Origin of the sequence: Salinibacterium hongtaonis (assembly GCF_003065485.1) — a bacterium.
Lineage (GTDB): Bacteria > Actinomycetota > Actinomycetes > Actinomycetales > Microbacteriaceae > Homoserinimonas > Homoserinimonas hongtaonis.
This window is the reverse complement of the sequence record NZ_CP026951.1, coordinates 1026164-1050915: the sequence shown is the minus strand read 5'-3', so window position 1 is coordinate 1050915 and position 24752 is coordinate 1026164. Positions and strand designations below refer to the sequence as shown.

The 24752-nt window shown below is 62.8% G+C and carries 24 protein-coding genes and 2 pseudogenes; 13 read left to right on the top strand and 13 right to left on the bottom strand.

The genetic code is table 11. From position 1 onward, the window contains the following. Positions 1-25: 25 nt before the first annotated feature. The gene (locus C2138_RS05105) at positions 26-754 is read right to left on the bottom strand and encodes a MerR family transcriptional regulator (RefSeq protein ID WP_108516041.1); all 729 of its coding nucleotides are present in this window, start codon (positions 752-754) and stop codon (positions 26-28) included. A gap of 400 nt (positions 755-1154) precedes the next feature. On the opposite strand from C2138_RS05105, the gene C2138_RS05100 reads away from it, so the two are divergent. Beyond that, positions 1155-3890 (top strand): ATP-binding protein, encoded by a 2736-nt coding sequence (locus C2138_RS05100; RefSeq protein ID WP_108516039.1) that lies wholly within the window; start codon positions 1155-1157, stop codon positions 3888-3890. An 8-nt stretch (positions 3891-3898) separates the two neighbouring features. Here C2138_RS05100 and C2138_RS05095 read toward each other — a convergent pair whose 3' ends face one another. Both C2138_RS05095 and C2138_RS05090 read right to left on the bottom strand, forming a co-directional pair. Beyond that, entirely contained in the window at positions 3899-4693 is a 795-nt protein-coding gene (locus tag C2138_RS05095; RefSeq protein ID WP_159078151.1) for an SDR family NAD(P)-dependent oxidoreductase, read from the bottom strand. Positions 4694-4772: 79 nt separating this feature from the next. Then, a complete protein-coding gene (locus tag C2138_RS05090; RefSeq protein WP_108516036.1) occupies positions 4773-6977 on the bottom strand; it encodes an LLM class flavin-dependent oxidoreductase in 2205 nt (734 codons plus the stop codon). Between the two features lie 203 nt (positions 6978-7180). On the opposite strand from C2138_RS05090, the gene C2138_RS05085 reads away from it, so the two are divergent. Beyond that, positions 7181-7615 (top strand): GNAT family N-acetyltransferase, encoded by a 435-nt coding sequence (locus C2138_RS05085; protein ID WP_108516034.1) that lies wholly within the window; start codon positions 7181-7183, stop codon positions 7613-7615. Positions 7616-7932: 317 nt separating this feature from the next. Here the strand turns inward: C2138_RS05085 and C2138_RS05080 are convergent, their stop codons facing one another. Together C2138_RS05080 and C2138_RS05075 are read right to left on the bottom strand one after the other, a co-directional pair. Next, entirely contained in the window at positions 7933-8694 is a 762-nt protein-coding gene (locus C2138_RS05080) for an SDR family NAD(P)-dependent oxidoreductase (RefSeq protein WP_199286571.1), read from the bottom strand. A gap of 1 nt (position 8695) precedes the next feature. Continuing rightward, entirely contained in the window at positions 8696-8920 is a 225-nt protein-coding gene (locus tag C2138_RS05075; protein ID WP_108516033.1) for a hypothetical protein, read from the bottom strand. 747 nt (positions 8921-9667) lie between these two features. On the opposite strand from C2138_RS05075, the gene C2138_RS13950 reads away from it, so the two are divergent. Together C2138_RS13950 and C2138_RS05070 are read left to right on the top strand one after the other, a co-directional pair. Further along, positions 9668-10183, top strand: a complete 516-nt coding sequence (locus tag C2138_RS13950; protein ID WP_422395407.1) for a P-loop NTPase family protein — start codon at positions 9668-9670, stop codon at positions 10181-10183. Further along, complete coding sequence (locus C2138_RS05070; RefSeq protein ID WP_422395412.1) at positions 10111-12231, top strand: excinuclease ABC subunit UvrA; 2121 nt, start codon at positions 10111-10113, stop codon at positions 12229-12231. Before C2138_RS13950 ends, C2138_RS05070 begins: the two co-directional genes overlap by 73 nt. A 36-nt stretch (positions 12232-12267) precedes the next feature. Here C2138_RS05070 and C2138_RS05065 read toward each other — a convergent pair whose 3' ends face one another. Then, positions 12268-12489 (bottom strand): amphi-Trp domain-containing protein, encoded by a 222-nt coding sequence (locus tag C2138_RS05065; RefSeq protein ID WP_108516031.1) that lies wholly within the window; start codon positions 12487-12489, stop codon positions 12268-12270. Positions 12490-12560: 71 nt separating this feature from the next. Here C2138_RS05065 and C2138_RS05060 point away from each other — a divergent pair, with 71 nt between their 5' ends. Further along, positions 12561-12782, top strand: a complete 222-nt coding sequence (locus C2138_RS05060; protein WP_108516030.1) for a hypothetical protein — start codon at positions 12561-12563, stop codon at positions 12780-12782. A gap of 97 nt (positions 12783-12879) precedes the next feature. On the opposite strand, the gene C2138_RS05055 is transcribed toward C2138_RS05060, so the two are convergent. After that, positions 12880-13311, bottom strand: coding sequence for a hypothetical protein (locus tag C2138_RS05055; protein WP_108516028.1), 432 nt, complete (start codon positions 13309-13311; stop codon positions 12880-12882). A gap of 112 nt (positions 13312-13423) precedes the next feature. Continuing rightward, positions 13424-14463 (bottom strand): annotated as a pseudogene (locus C2138_RS05050) (IS3 family transposase). A 43-nt stretch (positions 14464-14506) separates the two neighbouring features. Between C2138_RS05050 and C2138_RS05045 the strand changes: the two are divergent. After that, positions 14507-15118, top strand: a complete 612-nt coding sequence (locus C2138_RS05045) for a hypothetical protein (protein WP_159078150.1) — start codon at positions 14507-14509, stop codon at positions 15116-15118. A gap of 33 nt (positions 15119-15151) precedes the next feature. Continuing rightward, the gene (locus C2138_RS05040; RefSeq protein WP_159078149.1) at positions 15152-15418 is read left to right on the top strand and encodes a hypothetical protein; all 267 of its coding nucleotides are present in this window, start codon (positions 15152-15154) and stop codon (positions 15416-15418) included. Between the two features lie 145 nt (positions 15419-15563). Here the strand turns inward: C2138_RS05040 and C2138_RS05035 are convergent, their stop codons facing one another. Together C2138_RS05035 and C2138_RS13980 are read right to left on the bottom strand one after the other, a co-directional pair. Further along, positions 15564-15896, bottom strand: a complete 333-nt coding sequence (locus tag C2138_RS05035; RefSeq protein WP_108516024.1) for a hypothetical protein — start codon at positions 15894-15896, stop codon at positions 15564-15566. Between the two features lie 409 nt (positions 15897-16305). After that, positions 16306-16611, bottom strand: coding sequence for an immunity protein CdiI family protein (locus C2138_RS13980; RefSeq protein ID WP_491044396.1), 306 nt, complete (start codon positions 16609-16611; stop codon positions 16306-16308). Between the two features lie 246 nt (positions 16612-16857). Here C2138_RS13980 and C2138_RS05025 point away from each other — a divergent pair, with 246 nt between their 5' ends. Together C2138_RS05025 and C2138_RS05020 are read left to right on the top strand one after the other, a co-directional pair. Continuing rightward, complete coding sequence (locus C2138_RS05025; RefSeq protein ID WP_159078148.1) at positions 16858-17319, top strand: SRPBCC domain-containing protein; 462 nt, start codon at positions 16858-16860, stop codon at positions 17317-17319. Between the two features lie 942 nt (positions 17320-18261). Then, positions 18262-18816: a hypothetical protein gene (locus tag C2138_RS05020; protein WP_108516019.1), complete on the top strand. Its 555-nt coding sequence runs from the start codon at positions 18262-18264 to the stop codon at positions 18814-18816. Between the two features lie 104 nt (positions 18817-18920). On the opposite strand, the gene C2138_RS05015 is transcribed toward C2138_RS05020, so the two are convergent. Then, a complete protein-coding gene (locus C2138_RS05015; protein WP_159078147.1) occupies positions 18921-20081 on the bottom strand; it encodes a DUF4238 domain-containing protein in 1161 nt (386 codons plus the stop codon). Between the two features lie 90 nt (positions 20082-20171). On the opposite strand from C2138_RS05015, the pseudogene C2138_RS13945 reads away from it, so the two are divergent. The 4 genes and pseudogenes from C2138_RS13945 to C2138_RS05000 form a co-directional block, all read left to right on the top strand. Further along, positions 20172-20750: pseudogene (locus C2138_RS13945) on the top strand (peptidoglycan-binding domain-containing protein); the annotation flags it as partial. A gap of 189 nt (positions 20751-20939) precedes the next feature. Next, a complete protein-coding gene (locus C2138_RS13780; RefSeq protein ID WP_241961184.1) occupies positions 20940-21320 on the top strand; it encodes a hypothetical protein in 381 nt (126 codons plus the stop codon). Next, on the top strand, positions 21317-21955 hold the full coding sequence (locus tag C2138_RS05005; RefSeq protein ID WP_108516015.1) for an ABC transporter ATP-binding protein: 639 nt from the start codon (positions 21317-21319) through the stop codon (positions 21953-21955). The genes C2138_RS13780 and C2138_RS05005 overlap by 4 nt, the downstream gene beginning before the upstream one ends. Beyond that, on the top strand, positions 21952-23049 hold the full coding sequence (locus C2138_RS05000) for an ABC transporter permease (RefSeq protein ID WP_108516013.1): 1098 nt from the start codon (positions 21952-21954) through the stop codon (positions 23047-23049). The genes C2138_RS05005 and C2138_RS05000 overlap by 4 nt, the downstream gene beginning before the upstream one ends. 11 nt (positions 23050-23060) lie before the next feature. Here the strand turns inward: C2138_RS05000 and C2138_RS04995 are convergent, their stop codons facing one another. Beyond that, positions 23061-23621: a hypothetical protein gene (locus C2138_RS04995; RefSeq protein ID WP_159078145.1), complete on the bottom strand. Its 561-nt coding sequence runs from the start codon at positions 23619-23621 to the stop codon at positions 23061-23063. Positions 23622-24499: 878 nt separating this feature from the next. Beyond that, positions 24500-24682: a hypothetical protein gene (locus C2138_RS04985; protein ID WP_159078144.1), complete on the bottom strand. Its 183-nt coding sequence runs from the start codon at positions 24680-24682 to the stop codon at positions 24500-24502. Between the last annotated feature and the right edge of the window lie 70 nt (positions 24683-24752).

Below are 24752 nucleotides of genomic sequence, written 5' to 3'. Positions count from 1 at the left end.
TCCTGTGGTGGCCAGTCGCAGGCCGTCAGCCCGTCGTGCTCCCGGCGAGGGTTCCGGCGCGCGCGAGCACATCCAGTTGGGCAGGGTTGTACAGTGCCGCGAGCGCTTCAACGAACGTGTGTTGCGTGACACGCGGCCCCCGAGAGAGGTGCTTGACCGGGTTCGTCAGCCATGGATAGTCGACCAGGTGCCGGGCAAGGATCGGCGCGAGGTCAGCAGCAAGCCGTTCTCGCGTTTCCTCATCTGCATCCGCTGGCAGGGTATCGATCGCTGACCCGGCGTCGCTGCTATTGGCATCGAACTCCACCATCCGCCGCAAATCGGTCATCGCGTCGGCATCGTAGAGTCGGTTCGTGATGTGGAGCATCGACTTGTCTGACTCCGACAGTCGTGCTGCGACAGCCACGAAGCCGGCGGGGGCGTCGGTGGGCGCGTCATAACGCAGGATCGCTGCGATATCGGCACGCGCCCGTTGCAGTCGCACGATACGCGACTTGAGCTCCGCACTCTGCTCCTTCAGCATCGTCGTCGTGTTGACCCCGCCCGCTCCGACATCGGCGATCTTACCCAGCGGCACGCCAAGGTCCACCAACCTCAGGATCCGCAGTAGGCGCACCAACTCATCGGTGCCGTACTGCTTGTATCCGTTGTTACTGCGTTCCGGCTCGTCCAGCAGACCAATTCGGTGGTAATGCCGAATGGCGTTTACGGTCGTTCCTGCGATCTCAGCGAGCTCACGCGTACTCCATGCCACGGTCTCATCCTCCTTACTGAGGAATTCGCGTTTCGCCGACGTTCAGGCTCAACATGATGGAGGCGAGCGCAGCGGCAAGACTGATTGGCCCCTCCAGCGGAGTCGCCGAATCATCGGTCGTGACAGATCCCATGGTCTTCTCCTTCGATCGAGGTTTGATGCCTTCAGCCTCATTCAGAGAGGCATCACCTCGCGTCGGTGAAAAGCACCGAGCGGCGCACCCGGTCGGTGCGATGAACTACGTAGAAGCTTCGAGTGGGGGTGACAAAGTGCTCCGGGCACGCGGTTGATCCAGATACACACCCGTATTCGCCGGTGTCGATTCGCCGGTGTCGGCGATATATGGTGTGGTACACATACTTCGGTTCCAGGAACTGTCTATCTCTGAACGGGAGCGAACGTGTCGAAGCTTCTGGGTAGGCGCCTGGAGTGCCGCGAGGTGGAGCAGTTGCTCGTCGAGGCGCAAGCTAGCCGCAGCGCGGTGCTCGTCGTGCACGGCGACGCGGGAATGGGCAAGACGGCGCTACTGGAGCATCTCCGCGATGCGGCGGTTGCCTCTCGATTCCGCGTGGAGTCCTCGACGGGTATCGAGGCGGAGACCCAGTTCGCGTTCGCCGGGCTTCATCAGTTCTGCGCCCCGTTTCTCGAGCACCTCAGCGCACTACCCGAGCCGCAGCAGATAGCTCTCGGAGTCGCCCTGGGCATGCGAAGCGGTCCGGCGCCGGACAGGTTTCTCATTGGACTCGCCACTCTCAACCTGGTCGCCGAGGGCGCCGAGCAGGACCCGCTGCTCTGTCTTGTCGACGACGCCCAGTGGCTGGACCAGGCTTCTGCCGAAGTTGTGGCATTCGTGGCCCGGCGGGTTGATGCCGAGCGGCTGGCAATGGTGTTCGGCGTGCGCGATGTCGGCGGCGTTCCGAGCGTCTTCTCTGGCCTGCCGGGGCTCAAGTTGACCGGACTCGACGGTGCGGCTGCGCGCAGGCTGTTGGACACCGCTTTTCTAGCGCCGTTGGACAATGAGGTACGCGAACGGATCATCGCAGAGGCACGAGGCAACCCCCTTGCGCTCCTGGAGCTTCCCGCGAACGTCGCGGCAGCGAGGCTTGCGGGCGGATACGCACTGCCGGATCTGTCGGATCTTCCGGGCCGCATCGAGCACGGATTCCAACGTCGTTCGAATGACTTGCCCGAGGCGACGCAGTTGCTGCTGCTCGCCGCCGCGGCCGAACCGACCGGAGACCCGGTGCTGCTCTTCCGCGCAACCACCGAGCTCGGTATGGATTCGGGGTCAGCCGCACCCGCAGAAGCCGCCGGACTGATTGAGATTGATTCTCGGGTGCGATTTCGCCACCCCTTGGTGCGCTCGGCCGTGTATCGATCCGCGAATCCCGCGGATCGTCGCCGCGTACACAGCGCCTTGGCCGCCGCCACTGACGCCGACCTCGACCCCGACCGACGCGCATGGCACCGCGCTCAGGCGGTGCGGGGGGTCGACGAGGAGGCAGCCGCAGATCTGGAGCGTTCGGCAGGGCGGGCGCTCGCTCGCGGCGGCTACGCCGCGGCCGGCGCGTTCCTGCAGCGGTCAACGGAACTCACCCCTGAGGTGGCGGATCGCACCAGGCGCGCGCTGGAAGCGGCGCAGGCGATGCATAGCGCCGGCGCATCTCAGGCGGCGTTGGACCTGCTCACGACGGCTGAGGGCGGCTCGCCCAATGCGCTGGAACGTGCTCGCATCCAACTGCTGCGCGCCCAGATCGCGTTCCATATCAATCAGGTGGCAGAGGTGCCGGAGATGCTGGCGGATGCCGCTGCAACACTTGCCTCGTCCGACCCTGCTCTGTCTCGTGAAACGTATCTGCACGCACTGGATACAGCGATTATCAACGGACTGCCAAAGGTGGCGCTCATTGCCGACCGCGCTCTCGCCGCGCCGACTGTCGCCCCTCCCCGGCCGGTAGACCTGCTCCTTGACGGCCTCGCGGTGACAATTGTGCGCGGGGTCGAGGCGGGCACCCCCCGTCTGCGGCTGGCATTAGACGCGCTGAGCCAGTCAATCAACGAGGGCACCGTTGTGGAAGGTGGCAGCCAGCCGTGGCTTTGGCTGGCAAGCCGACTTGCGGTCGGAATCCTCGATGAGGAACGAGCTCATCAGCTCGCCGAATACGATGTCACCTTGTCGCGCAGTACGGGGGCACTGGCACGACTGCCTGCCGCATTGGTTTTCCATGCCCACGTCTTGACGTTCAGCGGCAAGATCGCCCGTGCGGATGAGCTGGGCGCCGAGGCCGAGATTGTCACGGAATCGACTGGCGGATTTCGGCTGCGTCGTATCCGAGCGGTGCTGGCCGCGTGGCGCGGAGACCGTGCCCTCGTAGCAGAGTCAAATGACCTCACGCTCCGTGACGAGCGCGTTCCCGAGGGGAGCGGAGAAGCGGCATTGGCGCACTATGCAAGCGCCGTGCTCCACAACGGACTCGGCGATTATTCGCTCGCGCAACGTGCTGCAGCGAAGACGTGTGACTCTGCCGAGCTTTCGCTCAGCACCATCGGCTTACCCGAGTTGATCGAAGCGTCCGTTCGTGCGGGCGACCAGGAGAGCGCGGCCCACGCTCTCGAGCGTTTCAGTTCGCGAGCCCGCGCCTCTGGTTCTGCTTGGGCCCTCGGGCTTGAGGCGCGTTCCCGCGCCTTGACCATCACTGGTGCTGCCGCAGAAGAGCACTATCTCGCAGCAATCGCGCATCTCAGTGGGACGAGAATCGCTCGCGAGGCCGCTCGCGCCCATCTGGTCTACGGCGAATGGTTACGCCGTGAAGGGCGCCGTCAAGAGGCACGTGATCATCTTCGTACCGCCCACGAGCTCCTGTCAGACATGGGCGTCGAAGCCTTTGCCGAGCGAGCCGCGCGCGAGCTGCATGCCACCGGCGAGCATGCGCGAAAGCGGACTGCCCGTCCGAGCGACGAACTCACGGCCCAGGAACTGCACATCGCACGACTGGTTGCCACTGGCGCGACGTCGCGGGAGGTCGGCAGCCAGCTGTTCTTGAGTCCGCGCACGATCGAGTCCCACCTGCGCAACATCTTCCGCAAACTCGAGATCACGTCACGCCGGCAACTCAAAGAGCTGCAGCTCACCTGAGTGCACGCTTATGCGTCGTTCATCATGTTCCAATAGGACTGGAGCAACCGGATGTGCTGACCGCCATCGACAGGAACGATGGCACCCGTGACCCATCTCGCTTCCTCCGAAAGGAGGAAGGAGACCACCATCGCGATGTCCTCCCCGTTGCCGAGTCGTGCGAGAGGCGTACGAGTGAGGAACTCGTGACGCATCCGGTCTGTCAGGATCGAATCGAGCATTGGCGTCTCGGTCGAACCGGGTGCGATGGAGTTCGCCCGAATCCGATGAGGTCCCCACTCCAGCGCGAGACTGTTGGTGAGCTGCACCACCCCGGACTTGGCCGCGCTGTATGCGGCGATGCCTTCTGACGGCGCCTGCCAGTTCAGGGAGCTCACATTCACGACGGCGCCCGGGCCACCGGCCGCGATGAGACGACGACCGAACTCCTTGCTCACGAGGAAGGTTCCCTTCAGCACGACATCCACAATGCGATCCCAGGACGGTTCCTCCGTTTCTGCGACGAGGGACAGCCCTGACGTCCCGGCGTTGTTAACGAGCAGATCCACCTCACCGAACGCCGAACGTCCGACGTCGAACGCCTTCGCGATATCGTCGGCGTCCGTCACCGATCCCATGACAGAGACCGCGCCCCCCTCGGACCCAATGGCGTTCAGCTCCTCGGCCAGAGACGATGCAGGCTCGGCGTTCATGTCGAAAATGACGACGTTGGCGCCGTCGAGGACCAGTCTCCTCGCGATCGCTGCGCCGATGCCCTGCCCTGCGCCGGTGACGAGACCAGTGCGGCCACTCAGTTTTCCCACTTTACTTCTCCTTATATTTGATCGCCCACGAAACGGGGCTAACGGCCGCCGTCGGCGGTTCACGGTGCGTCGTGATGGGCTATCGGACGGGGAAGTTGTCGCGGAAAAGCCCGTCGGGGTCGTACTTCTCCTTGAGCGCCTGGAGCCGTTCAAGGGTGGCGGGTGGGAACGCCCGGGCCACGATGTCGGGTCCGGTGCGTGACTCGAAGCTCAGATAGAGGCCATCGAACCTCTCCTCGAGGCGTTTCCAGAGTCCGTCGAAGGAGGCAGAGCGGCCGACTGCGGTGACGGAGTATCGGGCTCTGCGGTGCGCGTAGGCGGTCGCCTGTTCGGGGACGTCGGCGATGGCTCCGCCGACAGGGCGGAGCTGGAACCACGGTGTGCTGCCGGACAACACCAGCTCTGCGGCGACGGATGCCGTCTCGGGATCGAGCTCGTTGAGCAGGCCGGAGCGGAAACCCGGTTCGCCTCGTCCATCGTGGGAGGTGTCGGGGGCGTTCGAGATGACGTCGGCGTAGGAGCCGAGTTGCACGGATTGGTTCAACAGCGGGGCGATCGCGAGGAATGGCTGGAGACGCTCGATGATCACGGAGGCGTCATCCGAATCGATCACACCGTACAGACGCGCAACCGGAGTGGTTGCGGCACGTGTCGTGCCGGCGACAAGAAAGAGCGTCGTGTCGCGCGGGGCGTTGTCCGTCGCGTCCGCATATCGCTGGAGCAGGGATGCTGCATCGGAGGCGTCGAAGGCCAGTTGAACCCATGCGACGTTCCCGGTCGGCGTCGCCTCGAACTCGAAGGAGACGACGATCCCGACGTTGGCGCCGGCTCCTCGCACGGCCCAGAACAGGTCCGGGTTCTCGTCCTCGGAGGCACGGACGAGCGTGCCGTCGGCCAAGACAACCTCGGCGGCGACCAGCTGGTCGATGGTCAAGCCGTGTTCGCGGCCGAGGAATCCAATGCCCCCGGCGGTGGCGAGCCCGCCGACGCCGACGCCGCCATAGTCGCCGCTGGTGATCGCCCACCCGTGCGGTTCGAGCGCACGCGCGACCTCCTGCCAGCGAGCTCCAGGACCGACGCGCACCAACCGCCGTTGTTCGTCGAGAATCTCGATCTCGCGCAGTCCGGCGAGATCTATGACGATTCCTCCATCGTTCGTGCTGCGGCCGCTGACGCCGTGCCCGCCGCTGCGGATTCCCAGCGGCAGATCCGGGTGAGCGCGGGCAAATGCGACGGCGTCCTGCACCCCTGCGGTGTCTTCGGGACGGAGTACAATTCCGGGGGCGCCGCCGCGCATGTAGGTGGACCGCACGGCACGGTAGGCGAAGTCGCCCGGCTCGATCGCCTTGCCTCGCAGGGAAGCGGGCAACTCGTCGTAGGAGATCCCGTCCCGCCGGGCGGCGAGTGCGCGAGATGACCGTCCCGGTGCGGCTGTGCCCAGCCTCACTCTTTCCGTTTCGACGAGTTCACGCACCATCGGTGCAGTCTCCTGCGCGAACTGGGCCAGTGCGCTCGGCTCGTCGGTAACGACGATGAACGTGGAGAATCCATGGACCAGAGCGAGCTCTGCCAGCCGTTCCGGCTCAATGCCGTAGGGGACGTTCAGCAGGCGCCGCACCTCTGCCGGGTTCCGCCCGACACCGCGTGCGGCGTCGTCGATCCGCTCCTGGTGGGAGTTGATCTCCGTAGGCTGGATGTAGCCCAGGCTCGGCAGCCAACCGTCGGCCTTGCGCCCGGTCAGGCGCAGCATCCTCGGCTTGAGTGCACCTATCCAGATCGGTATCTCGTGCGCAGGTGCGGGTCCTCTCTTCGCACCCGACAACGGGTAGTACTCACCACTCGGCAGCGGTGTGCGCTCGTCTGGGTTCCAGATGCCGCGAATGAGATCGATCGCCTCCTCGAGAGCCTCGAGAGACTGCCCGGGAGTCAGCCGCCCTCCTCCCATCGCCTCTATCGCGTCCCAGAAACCTCCCGCGCCCAAGCCCAGCTCGAATCTGCCGCCCGAGAGCAGGTCGAGGGACGTCGCCGCCCGCGCGAGTACTGCCGGGGGTCGCAGCGGGAGGTTCAGCACGTTCGGTGCGAGACGGATCGTCGATGTCGCCGCCGCTGTGTAGGACAGCAGCGTCCACGTGTCCAAGAAGGCCGGTTGATAGGGGTGGTCCTGGAATGTCACGAGATCGAACCCAAGCTGTTCACTCAGCTGGGCCAATGCCACCGGCGCCTGTGGCTGCGAATTGGTAGGCGTGATGAAAGCCCCGAACTCCAATGCGTGACCGTAATCCATTTCTTCGGGCTCCCTCGTACTTCGTTCTTCTGTTCTTCTTCAGCGCGGGACCGCCCGCGGTGCGGCCCAAACGTCAGTTGACACTGTGTTGCTGGCACATGGTCAAGCCCGATCAGATCCGCCGGTGCGTCTTGACTGTGTCCCGACAACAGGGTGTCGAATACCTGCGCACAACGGGGCGAAACAGAGGAGAGGACACCAGAATGGCTCCAGACCTGAAGGACAACACCGGCGAGCCGGTCACAGTCAGGATCGAACTCGGTGATCCGGTCAGCGCGTACACCGTGAGCCTCGGCAATGCACAGCAAGCCGGGAGGGCCGACTTCGTCGACTCTCCCGCAGCAGGTGATGAGCGGATCTTCTTCCACACCGAGGTGGATCCGGAGTTCGGAGGTCGTGGGCTCGCGCGGCTGCTGGTACGCGAGGCGCTCGCAGACAGCATCCGCAATGGCCTCACCGTCGTCCCGGTATGTCCGCTGTTCGCCCGCCACCTCAGGAAGCACGGCGAAGAGTTCGTCGCAGCCGGCGGTGCGTACCGCACGCCGATGCCGGCCGACATCGATCTGGTCAAGCGAATGGCCAGCGGTGGCTCCCGAGAGTCCGTCAGAAGCAGCGCGGGAACGAATCTATTTCGTTGATCCGGAAGTGTTCATCCGTGATCCGCGCGCCCGCATCCGAGCCTCTGTCGTATAACCATCCCGGAGGGCCGTCTTGGCGACATCCAGAATTGATCACTCCCCGGATTGAGGCGACCCTGGCGACGGCGATTCCGAAGCGGGCTGCTCGTTCAGGACGTAGTCGACAGCCGTTCGCAGCACCTTCAGCTCGGTCGCCAGCAGCGAGTTCCCGGCAGGGAATACCTCGATTCTCGACGCGCCGGATCTTCTTCCACACCGAGGTGGAACCGGAATTCGGAGGACGCGGCCTGGCGAGGGGTAGCGATGATCCCGCTCATTCACGTGCGCAGGTAGGACGCCCCGTTGAAGTCGAGGATTGCGCCGGATGCCCAGACCGCGCCCGGGGAGGTGAGATAAACGACAGCCGCCGCGACTTCCTCAGGTGTCCCCACCCTCCCGAACGGGCTCTGGGAGCGGATTGACTCTCCCCCGGCGCCCGAGAGCTTAGCGGCCTGACGTTCGGAGCTGATCATCCCCGGGGCGATCGACGCCACCGAGATTCCGTGGGGTGCTAGAGCGACCGCCATGGATTGCCCGAAGGCGTGCAGTCCGGCTTTGGCTGAGCCGTATGCAGGGAACTCCGGTTCACCGCGAAACGCGCCGCGCGACCCGATGTTCACGATCGCGCCCGGTTCGCCACGATCGATGAGCTGCCGCGCGACGAGGTAGGTCAGATTCGCCGCCCCCACGAGGTTGACGTCGAGCATCTCCTGCCAAACCGTCTGCCAGGTGCCGTAGTCGATCTCGTCGACCTTGTGCGAGAGCGCATCGGTAGGCGCGATCGATGCGTTGTTGATCAGGATGTCGATCCCGCCCAAATCAGTGACGGCCGCCTCCACAACCTGAGGCGCTGCATCCGGGTCCCGAAGGTCACCGGCAACAATAATGTGTCCCTCGCCGCTGAGTAGCTGGAGGGTTTCCTCTGCTGCTGCGCGATCCGACCCGAAGTGGACGGCTACGCGATCTCCGCGGGCAGCCAGTGCCCGGGCGATCGACCTGCCGATCCCGCGCGATCCCCCGGTCACCAGTGCGTTTCCCACATCATTCTCCGTTCCCGCTTCGCTCGTGAATGGCGCGCACCCGTTCGAGGGCGATGGCGTTCGCACGAGCGAGCAGATCCAACTGAGCGGGGTTGTACAACTCGGCCATGGCGTTCACGAATGTCTGCGACGTTACCAGCCCGGTCTTGGACAGGTGTGCGGCCGGGTGACTCCACCAGGGGTACCCGTTGTAGCGGCGCTTGGGCTCGTCGAGCGTGTGCTCCACGTCATATGTCCCCCTTGCTGCCCTGCGGAACACTCATCGGGAGAATTGGTTCCTTACTAGTGGGCGCGCCTTTGGGTGCAGTGTTGGGTGTGGTCGCGGCAGCCTCAGCGGTCGGAGCCGCTGTAGACCGAAGCGTGCGTGGAGACAGCCTCGACAAGATCGCGATGAGCGCGGTGGGTTTCATCCCCGGCGCAGGAGGTATCGTGGCAAAAGCGGGCCTCTCGGCAGCCCGGACAGCCGCCCGAGCGCACCATTTGTCTCGATGTTGATCTGGGCCGTTCGCGGAACTCTCTCAGAGCTGCACCATCGATCTTGGGTGAAACGCGGCCGCCCGAGCGGCGAATTACCACCCCCTGCGTCGCAGCCCCGAGATCGCGATTTGCTCATTGGTCTGCCCTGGGCGATCGTGATGGCGGGATTCGCGGTCTGAAGCATCCTGGGCCTCCCGCTTGCTCTGACGGCACGCGGCCATGGGCAAGACCAACACCGATGCCTTCTAACGCACCTCCATCCCCGAACCGGCAGACACTCTCCCTCGACATCCAACGCCACCGCCTGCCTCAACAGTGCCTTGAGGTCTCCGACCGGGCTGCCATCGAGGCGGTCCTCGTGCTGGCAGATCCCGAGCTCCCGACGGTGTGCGCCCGAATCATCGCCGGCTACACGCCCAACGCGCAAACGGCGATCTGGCCAGGTGCGCCAGTACACCCTTCGACCTGGCATAGGCCCCACGGATACACTCGACCGATGCCCGAAACCCCGAACGACCCGACCGATGCGTTCGTCCGTGTTCGCGGGGCCAACGAGAACAACCTCAGGAACGTCGACGTCGATGTGCCGCGCGACAGGATCGTCGCGTTCACCGGCGTCTCCGGATCGGGCAAGTCATCCCTGGCATTCGGCACCATTTTCACCGAGGCCCAGCGCCGCTACCTCGAGTCCGTCGCCCCGTATGCACGGCGCCTCATCCAGCAGGGTCATGATCCGCACGTCGAGTCGATCTCGGGCCTGCCCCCAGCCGTCGCACTGCAACAGCGTCGCGGCGCCCCCAGCTCGCGATCGAGCGTCGGTACCGTCACCACGCTGTCGAACTCGCTTCGGATGCTGTTCTCCCGCGCCGGCACCTTCCCCGAAGGGTTCACGACGCGCCTCGACTCCGACGCGTTCTCGCCGAACACCGCAGCCGGTGCCTGCCCGAGTGCCATGGCATCGGCGTCTCGCACACCGTCACCGAGGACTCGCTGGTACCCGATCCCTCGCTGAGCATCCGCGATGGCGCCATTGCCGCCTGGCCCGGTGCGTGGCAGGCGAAGAACCTGCGAGACATCACCATTGCGCTCGGGTACGACGTCGACCGCCCGTGGCACGACCTCGATCAGGCCGACCGCGACTGGATCCTCTTCACCGACGAACAGCCGGTCGTGCAGATCACCCCTCAGCGCGACCGCGTGGCGAAGCCCTACAACGGCATGTTCTGGAGTGCGAAGAAGTACGTCTTCCACACGCTGGCCGACTCGAAGAGCCAGATGATGCGCTCGAAGGTGTTGCAGTTCGTGCGGTCGGGCCCGTGCCCGCTCTGCCACGGCACAGGTCTTCGCCGCGAGGCACTGGCCGTCACGTTCGCGGGGCGCACGATCGCCGAGCTCAACGCCCTCCCAATGACCGAACTCGCCGAGGTGCTGCGCCCGACCACGCAGCTCACGGATGCCGCTCACGCGCTGCCGACCACGCTCTCCGGCGAGCGCACCGATGTTGCCGTCGCTCTCACCACCGATCTTCTGGCGCGCATCACCGTGCTCACCGACCTCGGCCTCGGGTACCTCGGGCTCGGCCGGGTGACGACCACGCTCTCCCCCGGCGAGATGCAGCGGCTGCGGCTCGCCACCCAGCTGCGGTCAGGGCTCTTCGGTGTCATCTACGTGCTCGACGAGCCGTCGGCTGGCCTGCACCCCGCCGATGCGGAGCCGTTGCTCGACATCTTGGAGCAGCTCAAGCGCTCGGGCAACTCGGTTTTCGTGGTCGAGCACAACATGGATGTCGTCCGCCACGCCGACTGGATCGTCGACGTCGGCCCCGGAGCGGGCGAGGGCGGTGGTGACGTGCTCTACAGCGGAGCGGTCGACGGACTCGCCGCGGTCGAGGCATCCGTCACCCGGCCGTTCCTCTTCCCCGATCAGGGCGCCGCGGCGGCAGACCGCCGCGACGTGCGCGAGCCCGCGAACTGGCTCACCGTCGAGGGCATTACGCTGCACAACCTCGCCGACGTCGATGCGGCCATTCCGCTCGGCACCTTCGTCGCGGTCACCGGTGTCTCAGGGTCGGGCAAGTCGACGCTCGTGAGCCGCGTGCTGCGCGATGTCGTGCGCGAGCATCTGCGCTCCCGCCGCGGCGACGGCACCGATGATCCGGACGACGACGCCACGACCACCGACCCCACAGGCGATGACGCGGGTCTCACCGAGGCGATGCTCCCGGATGCGCACGCCGACACGCTGGCGGTGCGCCGTGCCACGGGGCTCGAGCACATCGACCGGCTCGTGCGCGTGGATCAGAAGCCGATCGGACGCACCCCTCGGTCGAACCTGGCGACTTACACGGGTCTGTTCGACGCGGTCCGGACCACCTTCGCGAAGACCGACCTCGCTCGGGAGCGCGGGTATACCGCCGGACGCTTCTCGTTCAACGTCGCCGGTGGACGCTGCGAGACCTGCCTCGGCGAGGGGTTCGTGTCGGTGGAGCTCCTCTTCCTGCCCGGCAGCTATGGACGCTGCCCGACCTGTCACGGCGCCCGGTACAACGCCGAGACTCTCGAGGTCACCTACGAGGGCAAGACGATCGCCGATGTGCTCGCGCTGACGGTCGAGCAGGCATCCGGCTTCCTCGCGCCGGTGCCAGCGGCTGCGCGCAGCCTGCAGGCCCTCCTGGACGTCGGACTCGGCTATCTGCGACTCGGTCAGCCCGCGACCGAGCTGTCGGGCGGCGAGGCGCAACGCATCAAGCTGGCGACCGAGCTGCAGCGTGTGCGCCGAGGCCACACCCTCTACCTGCTCGACGAGCCGACGACCGGCCTGCATCCCGCCGATGTGCGGCGGCTGCTCGCGCAGTTGCACGCGCTGGTCGACTCCGGAGACACGGTCGTGGTCGTCGAGCACCAGATGGATGTCGTCGCCGCCGCGGACTGGGTCATCGACCTCGGCCCGTCGGGTGGGGATGCCGGCGGGCGCGTCGTCGCGACGGGAACACCGGATGCCGTGGCGAAAGACCCCGCGAGCCGTACGGCGCCGTATCTCGCCGAGCGCCTCAGCCGTTGACCTGTCCCGAATGACTCAGCCCCCGCACGCCATTTGTTACCAGGTGAGCTCGATCTCCAACTCGTTGTCGCCGTCGCCGCCGATCTCTACCTCGACTTTGAGGTTAACCTGGTCGGGAATGCGAACCGTCACCTGCCGCCCTTCGCGGTAGAACTCGACTGAGTTGTTCTTTGCGAGGGTGTCGGCGAGGGCACGGAGTTTAGCGGCCGCCTCCTCGCGACTCATGCGCTGGGTGTCGTCGATGTCGAACAAATCCATAGTGTCTCCCTACTGTCGTCTCAACCGTAGCGCCCGCCGTATTGGGGGCACGTCGTGCTCGCGCCAACGATGTGACGATTCGCGACGTGTTTGCGCTCTTCGACGAGTTCGACGAATGGTTCGCGACCGCCGTGCCCCAGGCAAGCGCGTGGATCGAGTCGGGCCTGGACGTGCGCTTCGATGCGGGCTTCCGCAGTCTTGTCCACATGCTCGCTGAAGATCCCGACGAGTTCCAGCGTTACATCGCCTACTCCACGTATGAAGAGGACAAGGCTCTAAACATGGACTTTTAGGCTCAGGGCTGACCAGCGGCGATCTTTGCGGCAGTGACGAGGGCACAGCACAGCCGCTTGCGCGCAGCGATCGAGCGCAGAGTTTCGGGTAGTAGGGCTAATCGGGAACGCTCTCGTAGCCGAAGCTCGAGAGGGTGTAGGTATTACCCTCGATGCTGACTCTGTTGAAGCCGTCTGGTTTGCGAAGGCCGTCGTACATTGAACCAAAGACCAGGAGGGCTTCAGCTGCGAGTAGCTGCAGACGGCGCCGCTCCGCCGGCGAAGTGAAATCCACCGGGTCAAGCTTGAGGCCAGTTGGTGTGACGAAGAGCGATCCGAAGCTGTCGAACGTGATCAAATAGAACTCGTGGCCCTCGGCGTCGGCTTGCGCCGTTCGGCGAGCCTCGAATGGAACTACTAGATCTCCGGTTGTGAGCGTGTGTACCATTCCCGGAACGCGGCCACGGCCGCCAATGAATTCCAAAGAAGCGTCTCGCTCTGGGTCAATGATCGCTAGGTCCCCCGCGGTCGATGCCTGAATGTGGAACATGAGCTCGTTTCGTAACCGGACACCAATCGAGTTTGCCTCGACCTTTACGGAGCATATCGAGGCCCCACGTCGTGCGTTCGGGACTGCTGCACGGATAGGTGACAGTTTCTAGTCACGCCGCCAGTGCGACGGTCGTGTTCATGATGGTCTCGAATTCGATGGGCGTCAAACGTCCTAGAGCGGCTTGACGGCGGCGGCGGTGATAGGTCCGTTCGATCCAGGTCACGATCGCGATGCGGAGCTGCTCGCGGGTGGTCCAGGAGTGCCGGTCGAGGACGTTCTTCTGCAGCAGGGCGAAGAAGCTCTCCATTGCGGCGTTGTCTCCGCATGACGCGACCCGGCCCATCGATCCGACCAGGCGGTGACGGGTCAGTGCGCGCAGGAACTTCCGACTTAGGAACTGCGACCCGCGGTCGGAGTGAACCACGCAGCCGGCGACATCGCCACGCATCTGAACGGCGTTCTCCAGCGCTCGGACGGCGAGACTCGACTTCATTCTGGAATCGATCGAGTAGCCGACGATCTTGTTCCCGAACACGTCCTTGATCGCGCAGAGATAGAGCTTGCCCTCCGCGGTCTTGTGCTCGGTGATGTCGGTCAGCCAGAACTGGTTTGGAACATCGGCGGTGAACTCATGCCGGATCCGCCCCTTCTCATCGGTCACGGTGCAGAGGTCGTCATGCAGGGCCCGGTTTCTTGCCGTTACGGCCCCGCTTCTTCCCGAACACGGACCACCAGCCGTTCGCGGCCGTGATGGGCTCAGCCAGCCACCGGTAGTAAGGCTGACGAGCAAGCTTCAATACCCGACACGTCACCGTCACGGGGATCCCCGATGCGGCGAGCTCTGTCACGAGCGGGTAGAGCCTTTTCCCGGCAGGCTGGCGACAGATACGCTGCCGCCCGCCGCAGAACCTCGTTCTCTTGCTCCAGCAGTCGGATCCTCTGACGCGCTTCCCGCAACTCCACAGCCTCACTGCGCGTCACGCCGGGCTTGACCCCGTCGTCGACCGCCGCGCGCTGCAACCACTTATGCAACGTCACCGCGTGGACACCGAAGTCTTTCGCGACCTGCTCGATCGTCACACCAGGCTCGCGGTTACGCGCGACACGCACGACGTCGTCACGGAACTCTCGCGGATAGGGCTTAGGCATGATGCCATCCTTCCAGGCCACCCTCCCGGGCTAGCCAGATCAGATGTCACCTAACCGTGCAGCAGTCCCTTCGGACGCCGCGACAACTTACTCCTACGGGTTGCCAAGCGATGTCGAAATCTCACTCAACGGCGACGCTTCGGCGACTCTGAGTCGCACGGTTGCGGTCGTGGATGAAAACGGTGAGTCCAATTCGATCACCGCGAGCATTGGGCAGATCGCTGCGCCCTGGGCGGTTGACGCAAACGGCCGCCAGATCGACACACACTACGAACTGGTCGGAAACGAACTCATCCAGGTCGTCGAGCACAATCAGCCGGGCGTTGCTTATCCCGTCGTTGCTGACCCGACATTCTGGTGGGGGTGGAACGTGTATTTCAGCAACAACGTCGTGAATCAAGTCGTCAAATTGGTTCTCGCGGGGGCCGCTGCGACGGTACTTGCGAGCCGCATCATTGCACTCGTGCCAGGTGTCGGCGCGGTTGCCGTCAACGTCACCGCTCTTGCCGGAGCGCTCATCACCTTCGGGGCCGCCGCGCTAAACGTGTGCAATTACAATAACAGGGGTGTCTACGTGGGCTACACCTGGGTGACGGGGGTTCTGCCCTTCGCCCCAGTAGTGTATCGGCTCGGGTATTTCTGCGTGCCGAACTGATGTGACTCGAGTGGCGAGCGGACAGGATTGAAGATGTCGGAGTTGATACTGGTGTGCGTAATGGTCGTGTCGACCGGAGCGCTCATGTCAACGCACCTTCGCCGCATTCGTATCGTAAATGTGCTGCTGTGGCTCCTCCTTGTAATTGAGGTTGCGCTGCTCGCCACTCTTGCCTTCTCGGAGGTTGCGAGCCCTCTTCGGTGGACGCCCCTGCTTCTTGTTCTAATAGCAGGGGCAAACGTCGTGTTCTGGACATGGGCCGCGATGCAGTCGCTGGTTGCTCCCCGGGAGGACATCTGAGCCGCCGAACGAGACCGTCGGCTGAATACAGCCAGAGACCTCAGATCGGCTCTGACGCAAGCAGACTGCGCACGTTGTTTGAGCGATTCGGTTTGATTCCGAACGACGACGTGGCGTCCGAAGAGTCGCTGGTTCGCTGGCCGCTCTAGTTGGTCCACTTCCAGGTGATCGCTGGGCGGCCGCGCTGCGCACTCGTCGCAGCATCCAAACGCTGCAGATGATGGTTCCCGGACGGCTCCCGGTGCAGCGAGCTCGGCCGCGGCTTCACACCGGTGAGCTGCTCTGCGATCATCGATGCGGTTGTCGTCGGGAAAGTTTCCCCAGTGAGCGCTCTGGTGAGACCGGTGTCAGACCAGAGGCGCGTGCGCATCGACTCGATCGCCGTGCCGATGATCTCATCGTGATCGAACGGTAGGTGGCCGATGCGCCGCTCTGCGGAACCCCACTCGATCCTGTCGCCGGCATCCGGCTCCAGCACTGCGTTTCTTCTCCACACCCCGCATTCAGTTCGATATGACGCGCCCGGAAAAGGGCGCGTTTCGTCATTTAACGCCCAGGGTCCTCGAACATCGGCTGATCGCCGTAACCGACGGAGCTGGACAACCCCCACAACGACAAAATCCCCTCCGAGTATCTTCGGAAGGGATTTTGCGTTTGGTTATTGGGACGGTTTTTAGTTCGACCCTTCGGTGGGCTGTCCCAAGAACTCAAACAGCCCAGGAACCACGGGGCCGATTTCGGCGGCCGAAAAGCGTTTTCCTCCACACCCCTTCGGATTTTCCTCTTTCCTCTTCCAGGCTCAGAGGAGTATCGGCGCGATGCTCTTTTGGAGAGCCAAGCTGGAGTCACCACCCCGCAGCGTAATTGCGCGGATCGAAGGCTTCAGCTCACCTGGGCTCGGCACCGTCGGCCACTTCCCAGAGATGCAGCTCGACTTGGGCCTCTGGCCCTAGATCAGTGCGCACTGCGACTAAGAGAGCCTCCGCATCCTGCGCATGCTTGCGAGCGATGAGTTCGGAATCCCAACCGGCCAGATGGTCAAAGTGCCCTTCGAACTGATCCGCCCACGCACGGAGCATCGCTACCGTCGCCGCGGAGAGCCGCCGAGGTAGCCGACCTTCCGCAAGGGGCCCTTTGTCGTCCCAGAGCGGGTGGTGTCGGCGACCTTCACGAACCCGGCCTCCTCGTACCACCACCGTAGGCCGACGAATGCCGAGGTGGCGTCGACACGGGCATCACCGTTGTCAGCGGGATAGCTTTCTACCGCTGGGGCTCCGGATGCCCGCGCGTAGTCGACCGCTCCGTCGATGAGCGCGCGTGCGCCGCCCGGGATAACCGGCTAGCAATGATGGGTACGCTCATTGAGGCGCGTTTCATTTCGCGTGCTGCAAGGCGGGGAGTTTTCCGCCGCGCTCAGGTCGAACGAGAAGGAAAACACCGTGTCTGATCACGCAAGAGTTAAAGGCCACACCGTGACCCGCACCGTGCACATCGAGGCCCCGCGCGCGAGCGTCTGGAAGGCGCTGACCGACCCCGAGGTGATGGCGCAGTGGTTCGGAGACAGCGTGGAGTTCGCCGCGCTCGAGCCCGGTGCTACTGGCAGCATCGACTGGGATGGTTACGGCACCTTCCCGATCGAAATCACCGAAGTGGCACCTGACGACTCGTTCGGCTTCCGTTGGTCGGGCATCCCCGCCGACGAGCTCAACGAGTACTCGACGCATGTGCGCTTCACCCTCTCCGAAGCTGGCACCGGGACGGATGTCACGGTGGTCGAATCGGGCTTCGACACACTCCCCGGCGGCACCCGCTACCGTCGCGCGCGCCTTGAACAGAACCGAGAGGGCTGGGACGTCGAACTCGACGAGCTCGCGATGCTCCTTGAGGGTGCCAGCGAGTAGTTAACGTCCAATAGAGGATTCTTCAGCAGAGCGCTGAGGGGGCGCGCGAAAGCGCCTGGGAAAAGTTTGATGCGCGGTGATGAGTCAACACGGAAGCGCAAGCGGCACAAAACGGCAAACGCCCAACCGAGAAAATCAAACGCAGACGCGACCGAGCCTGGGACAACCCCTACACGAAGACGACCGCATCCGAATCCGTTCTGACCCTCCAGCTGTTAGGACAGCTCACAAGTCCGCAGCGCATGTAGCCAGCCACAGCACCTCAACACGGCTCGAGAGAGCAAAACCCCAAGAATCCAGAACAATTCGACGCGCCCCAAAGTGGGCGCTTTTCGCGTTAAGCGACTACCGCAATCCCGCGGGTTACTAAACCCCTCACTGTCGGACCGAAAATGCCCGAAAAACACGAAACGCTCCTGAGTTTCCTCAGGAGCGTTTCGTTTGTTGGGAGTTCTTAGAATAGTTCTTAGAACAACCCTTCGGTGGGCTGTTCTAAGCACTCAACGTGCCCCGGAAACACGGGTGCCTTTTCTTCGGCTGAAAAGCGTTTTCCTCCACCCCCCTCCGGATTTTCCTCTTTTCGATGCCACCCGGCGGGTGTCACCTCGATCCTCAACGACGCGTCCGTAAATGAGGGCTACCTTGGCCCGGTCACGGATCGCCCCCACTAGGACTGGGGCCAAGGGCAAGCGGGTCTGATTGCACAGCTCACACATATGCTTCTACCAACGACGTCACGCACCCGAGCGTCATCGATGATCGCGCAGTCACCCAGTAGTCCCGTGGCGAAGGGTGTCTACTCCAGGGAAAATTATGGTCTCGAAGCGGATACTCGCCGGGTCGGCTCTGCCCACCATCGTCGCGAGCACACTCATTTTGATGGGTTGCAGCTCGTAAGGGGGTACCTCTGAGTCAACCGCGAGCACCCCCAGCTGCGACGACATGCTGAGCGTGCTGATTGCCCATGAACGATCCGGCGCACCATCCGCCGAAATCAACGACGAAGTCGCCTGGATGAGCGAAGGCTGCGGTGCCACCTTCAATACCTTTACTGACTACGTTTCAGCCAAGACATCAGTTTCCGTAACGGGGGTTGAGTCGTGCGATTTCTTGTCCGAGTACCTCACCTTGGAGGCGGTCCGGCTCCTCCACCAAGACGGCCTCTGCTCCGACACAGCGGAGGCCGCCGTTCCCCCAGCTACTGCCACACAGCAGCCTGGCGGTGGGATCGCCTGGAACCAGGCCATCGACTACGCAGGTACTACGCAGCGAGTCTGCGGGCCGCTTGCCGGAGGCGGCAACGACTACGATGACGTGTTTCTCAACCTCGGTCGCGACTATCCCGACCCCTCACGCTTCCAAATCGTGGTGTGGGACATTGGATCTCTCGAACCGATCGATGGCGGTAGAACGCTTTGTGCCTCGGGAGTGATCACGCTCCACGAAGGCGTCGCACAGATCGAGCTTCACGACCCAAGCGCGATCGAAATCTACTAGATGAACTGAATCGACCCGGAGTCTTTCGGCTCCGGCTTATCGCCGGGCTCGCCTTCACGCGTGTCTTCGGTCACAATCCGAAGGTACCGTGGCGACGATCGAACTTAATCCGAACTCGCTCTGGAGTCCTCAAACCACGGGTCCCCGTCAAAATCTGCATCCGTGAACCCGTTTACCGACATGTTGGTTAGTCTCGGTTCGGGTAGTTCCCCGGGCACGAACTTCTCATCGTCAGGGTGCCGGTAGAGATACTCGCTCGCGTTGTCGGCCGTGTGCTCGTTGAACAGGCGTTCCATCGCCGTGGTGCCGGCCTGTACCCGATCAGCCTTCCCACTGATGACCGCAGCACGGATTGTTTGAATCTGCGGGTCGCCTGCGTCAACTTCCTCGATCATCACCATCGGGTCATTCATAAGAAGCCCGAGCTTCCGTGTGAGCGGAAAGGAGATACCCCAAGCAGTGCCAAAGCCGACGCCACTCCAGGGCTCGTCGTCCGGGTGACGGATGAGGCTCACCGGAGCGTCGGAGGTGATCAACGAACGGCGATCGAAACGAATTAGCGACCACGGACGGGTCAGAATGTAGGGCGAAAGTTGCTCAGCAGCTTTGACCATGTGTTGAATGTGGGCCAAGTTTGAGAATGTGATCGGTGGCCCAGCGGGTTGCGTCCCTTCGTCCCAGATTCGTTGTGCCTGCTCTTCCGTGGCGACAAATCCGAGATTCTCTTTGATCCATCGTCCGACGTTCTTACGTCCTCCGGCGCCGATCTCGACGCGAACAATCTTTGCCTGGAGGTGCTCCATTGTCGCGCGGGTATCTGGTCCGCGCACGGCTTGAAGCGCGACGTAGAACGATAATGCCGAGCGGTCTTCGCTGGGGAGAGGGAACTCGCCCTCCTCCAGCCTGCGGATGATCCCCATGGCATCGCCTTCGACGCCGCTAAGCACCTTCTCGAATTCGTCAGGCTCAATGAGTCCCTCGACCGTATGAAAGTGCGTTCGCGCTGCAACATTTTTGACGGACGTTGTGAACGGCTCCCGAGCGCGGTCTAGCGGCACTGCCGTCACGCGTTCATGCTCGGTCGCGAAGCCGCGCAGGTACCCCTGGGGCACGTAGTGGTGCAGCTTCGCGGCGTTGCTCTTTTGCGGCATGCTTGGATGCTCCCACAGGGGCCAGACATTGCCCATCGACGCGGCGCTGATAACGCCTCTTACGTCCGTTCCTTCCTGAAATTTACGAGCGTGGCCGTCGGTGGCTAAGGTCACGGATCGCCTGAGTCACGGCTTGCTCGGTGACGACAAGTCGACGCTCGACCGAAGCGAGCGCTGCAGCAATCTCTTAGTTCTCTATGGTTGGTGCATACTTTCGCTTGTGACCTTTCATCAGGATTGGACCGAAGTGTGATCCAGACAGCTCCCGCATCAGGGCCTAATCGAATCCGCCGCCTGCGACTTGTCAGTCGCTGGGCAGGTGTCGTCGCCCTGACTCTTTGCGTCGGCACCGCTCTCGGCTGGGCCGCTGCAGTCGTTGTGGTGGCTCCTCAGAACGAGATTCCCGATGACGAGGTGTACTACACGGCCGCGGAAGGTGAAGTCTCGTCATCGACCACCGTGAACATTAATGCGAGTTGGCCCGCGGCATTTGACGGCGTTAACTTGGCCTCCGGCACAGTGACGACGATCGCGCAGAGCTCAGCCGAGGTCACGAATGCGGGAACTGTGTTGTACACAGTGAATCTACGACCAGTATCAATAGCCATTGGCGCAGTTCCATCGTTCCGGACGCTGGCGTCAGGAAGCACAGGGCAGGACGTAGCTCAACTGCAAACCCTCCTTGCGTCTCTGGGTCACTACACGGGCGCATCGGACTCAAAGTTCGACAGTCGGACCGCCAGAGCAGTCCGCGATTGGCAACGCGCGAATGGTGCATCCCCAACCGGGGTAGTCGAGGCCAGCGACATAATCTATGTGCCCGCTTTGCCAGCTCGCGTCACCATAAACACCGAATCAATCCGTGTTGGCTCAGTTCTAGGAGGTGGCGAAACTGCGATCCACGTTCTCGCCGATCGGCCAGCCTTTACGGTGAACACATCCGCCGACCAAGCCCGAGTCCTTGTCGACGGGATGACCGTCAGCATCGAGGGTCCGGCAGGGCAAGATTGGAAGGGCGAGTTACGCGGACGCACCGAACTGAGTGACGGATCGATCTCACTCACCGTCGAGGGGACGGACGGAACAGCGATCTGCGGAGACGAGTGCCAGACGATCCCAGTCGACAGCCAGTCCACATTGAGCGCGACTGTCATCAGAGTGGAAAGCACGACCGGCGTCGTCGTTCCGGTGACGGCGATTTCGTCCGACGCAAGTGGCAATACATCGGTGACGCTGATCAATGGGTCAAGCCAGGACGTCGAGATCCTTGCCTCGGCCAACGGCCTCGCCGTGATTTCCGGAATCGATTCCGGGGAGAGACTGCTGCTCATCGGGACCAAGGCAAGCCCGTGATCCGAGCCCGCGGCCTTACCTTCGGCTACCCCGGCAGAGATCTGATTCTCGGGGAGTGGTCAGCGGATTTTGCGAATGGTTCCGTTACTGCGGTCATCGGACCGTCCGGTCGCGGAAAATCCACGCTGATGTACCTGCTTGGCCTGATGTTGCGACCTCTCGACGGTGAAATAGTCGTCGACGGAATCACTACATCGCGACTCAGCGACCACGACAGATCCAAAATCCGCGCTGACCGTTTCGGGTTCGTGTTTCAGGACGCCGTTCTAGATTCGCACCGCTCTGTCCTTGACAATGTCACCGAGCTTGCTCTGTACCGTGGCCGCCCGCGAGACGCCCAGCTAGTTGCAACGGCAGTCAACCTGCTCGAGGAACTTGGTGTGCAAGTGCCTTGGGCTTCGCTGCCAGGTGAGGTCTCCGGCGGGCAAGCCCAACGCATCGCAATTGCGCGGGCTCTTCTCTTTGAGCCGCGCGTGCTCATCGCTGACGAGCCCACCGGCAATCTCGACGAGACAACGACGCACGTTGTTGTCTCACGGTTGAGGGCTCACGCCAAGACAGGAGCATTGGTCATCGTTGTAACTCATGATCCAGCTGTCGCGGCGCAGTGCGATGACATAGTGGAGTTGCAATGAGACTCTCGATTGCCGCAGTATGCACCGAAGCACTACGCGAGTTGCGTGCACGCAAAGTTCTGTCGATCTTTATTGTTGCGGTCGTTGCTGTGATGTTTCTTACGGTCACCTTGACCGCTGGCCGAGCTGCAGGCTTGCGCGAGTCCGTAGTTTCAGCCGTGGACTCAACGGGCGTGAAGTCAATCTTTGTGCGCGCTAATCCCGGCACCACTCTTTCGGCTTCTCTACTGACTAACATTTCTCAGTTCAGCAGCGTGGAAAACGCTGCCGCATTCTCACCTGCCACCGACGTCGCAAATGTCAATATTCGCGGCGGCAGTCAGGTGCCTTTGCGCACTGTATGGTCACCTCAACCAGGGCTCTACGGAGCCTTCGGCAGCACGGCAGTCGGGGCGACGATGGGAACACCCGGAGCTCTGACATCAATTGGAATACCTTCCGGCATTGGGGCAGTGGAGGACGCATACGGCAACCAATTCACGCTTTCCGGAGCGGCATCCCTCCCTGCAGCAGCCGCCGCGCTAGAGCCAACTCTTCTGAAGTACGGCGGCCGCCCTGACCGATTGGACGAGGCGACGGTCTTCGTCATCAACGTGAGTAGCACATCAGAAGTGCGCGCTACCGGTCAACTAGTAAGCGACCTCTTGAGCGGGGGTGGTACCCCCACATTCAGCATTCAAACGAACCAGCGCTTGGTCGACTTGCAAGCGACACTGGAAGCGGAAGTCGGCGTAGCCGGCCAGTCTGGCGTGGCTGGCGCCCTACTCCTCGCCGCAGTCATAATCGCCGCCATCCAGACAAGCTCGATCCTCTCGCGGCGCAAAGAGTTTGGCCGGCGGCGCGCTCTCGGCGCGACCCGTTCCCTGATCACAGCCTTGGTACTGACACAAACCCTGATCTTGGCCGTGATTGGAGCCACCCTAGGAGGAGGTGCGTCGACGCTTACGCTATTGCTCCTCGGCGTACCTCAACCCCCGGCCGTTTTCTTTGCGGCGCTCGCGCTTCTATCTGTCGCCGTCGGGACTCTGGGCGGGGTCGTCCCCGCTGTAAGCGCATCTCGCCGAGATCCAGTCACCGAGCTTCGCATCCCCTGAGGCCCTAAGCTCTAGATCGTCCCAAGGAACCACCACGGATCAGGACAAATCTCCGACAGCTCGCTCACGTTCGAGCCAATTTGATCTGAGATCACTGTCCACGAGTGCCACGAGTCCTCCTTGCCCCAGCCATCGATGTACGACTGCTCTGACGGTGGTTCCGGAACGGTGTAGCCCTGCTCTCGCAGGCAAGAAACAGCCTCGACCTCAAGCAGATACACCCTCTGGATCTTGGCTTGGTCGAACTCTACGGTTCCCGAGAAATTGCCCCCGACTTGCTTGATACAGAGGTCCCGCTGCTCTCGCTGGAGATCGAACTGCTCCCCCGGAAGCTCTGGTGACTCGATACCGCCGAAATCGTCCGCCCTCCACCCAGGGTAGCCAGCCTCCTCGAGGCAATCGACGACCGCCTGACTGTCATCTCGAAGATCTTGAATATCCAGCTCAGAGTATTGCTCGTGCGCTTCGCTCACGTCAGTAAACGAGCAACCACTGAGGATTACACCAGTGGTCAACGCGAACACTGCACCCCAGCCCGCCATTGACATTCGAGTTATCTTCACGGTATGCATCTTCCATGTGTAGACCTGCACATGTCAATGACCAGGAGAAGAAGACATGAGAAACGGAAACTAATTGTTGACTGCAGCAGCGCTCGGAGCTGCGCTGGCTCTCGGCGCGCCACTTGCGGCATCCGCGACCTGGGCACCGGGACCTAGCGGAGGAAACTGGGCGAATCGCTCATGCACGGCCCCCCGCACGGTGCTGGTGAGCGCCACAATCGGACCCACCTCCAACGGTGCTGAGATATTCAAGGCGCGTCCTGACCTTACTGGGCAGGCAAGCACCGTTCGACCCGCCGGGTACCAGGTATATGCAACCGGATATCAGAACGCTATCTGGAAAATCTACAACGAAACCACCATCGGCAGCCCGAGCGCGACTTGCATCAGCTGAGCGAATCCGCCGTCTGATTTCACGCCCGGCCCCGTCACGGATCCACATCCGTGAAGGGGGTCTTGGTTCGCAAGAGCTTCTTACGCTGCCTACTCGAATCATCGAGTCTTCGTGGCAGCTGGCCTCGAAGATGTCGGTTAGTAGTGGTGCGAAAAAAGAGAATCTCACCAAGCGGGTCGGCTGATTGGCACGTCGTGGTGAAATATGCCCGAGCGCCATCCACGCGGATTGCAGAGGAGGGGACATGTTTGCCGTTCCCCGGGAATAACGCGAATTTGGCCTCCAGAACACGGTCGCATCGGTCGTGGATCTCTGCCCGATCGTGGCGTTCATGGTTAGCCGCTTCGCGCTCTGCGATCAGGCGGAGAATCGCGCTGATCGCCGTGTCATCGTCGAATGGCCGCATCGCGCTTGAATCAATCTCAAGTTTGGTCCGATTCCCCGATTTCGCAGGCGCTCCAGACGGGGGACCTCGGGACACGCCACAGATGGTTCACAAACCGTTTGCATCGATGCTTGTGTCACCGAGCAGCGCGACGGCGTCCGTCTCCGCATACCGCCGCGCGTAGTCAGTTGCGGTCAGGAGCTCTGCGAGCGGAATACGTGATGCACTGCCCTTGAGTCTGTCGGGGAACGACACCTCGGCCAGGTGCAACCCGTATGCATCTTGTACCACTTTGCGAAGATCGATCAGTCCCATCAAGATGGAATCAGCAGAAGAAGTTCCTCTCGTGTCGGGACTCGGA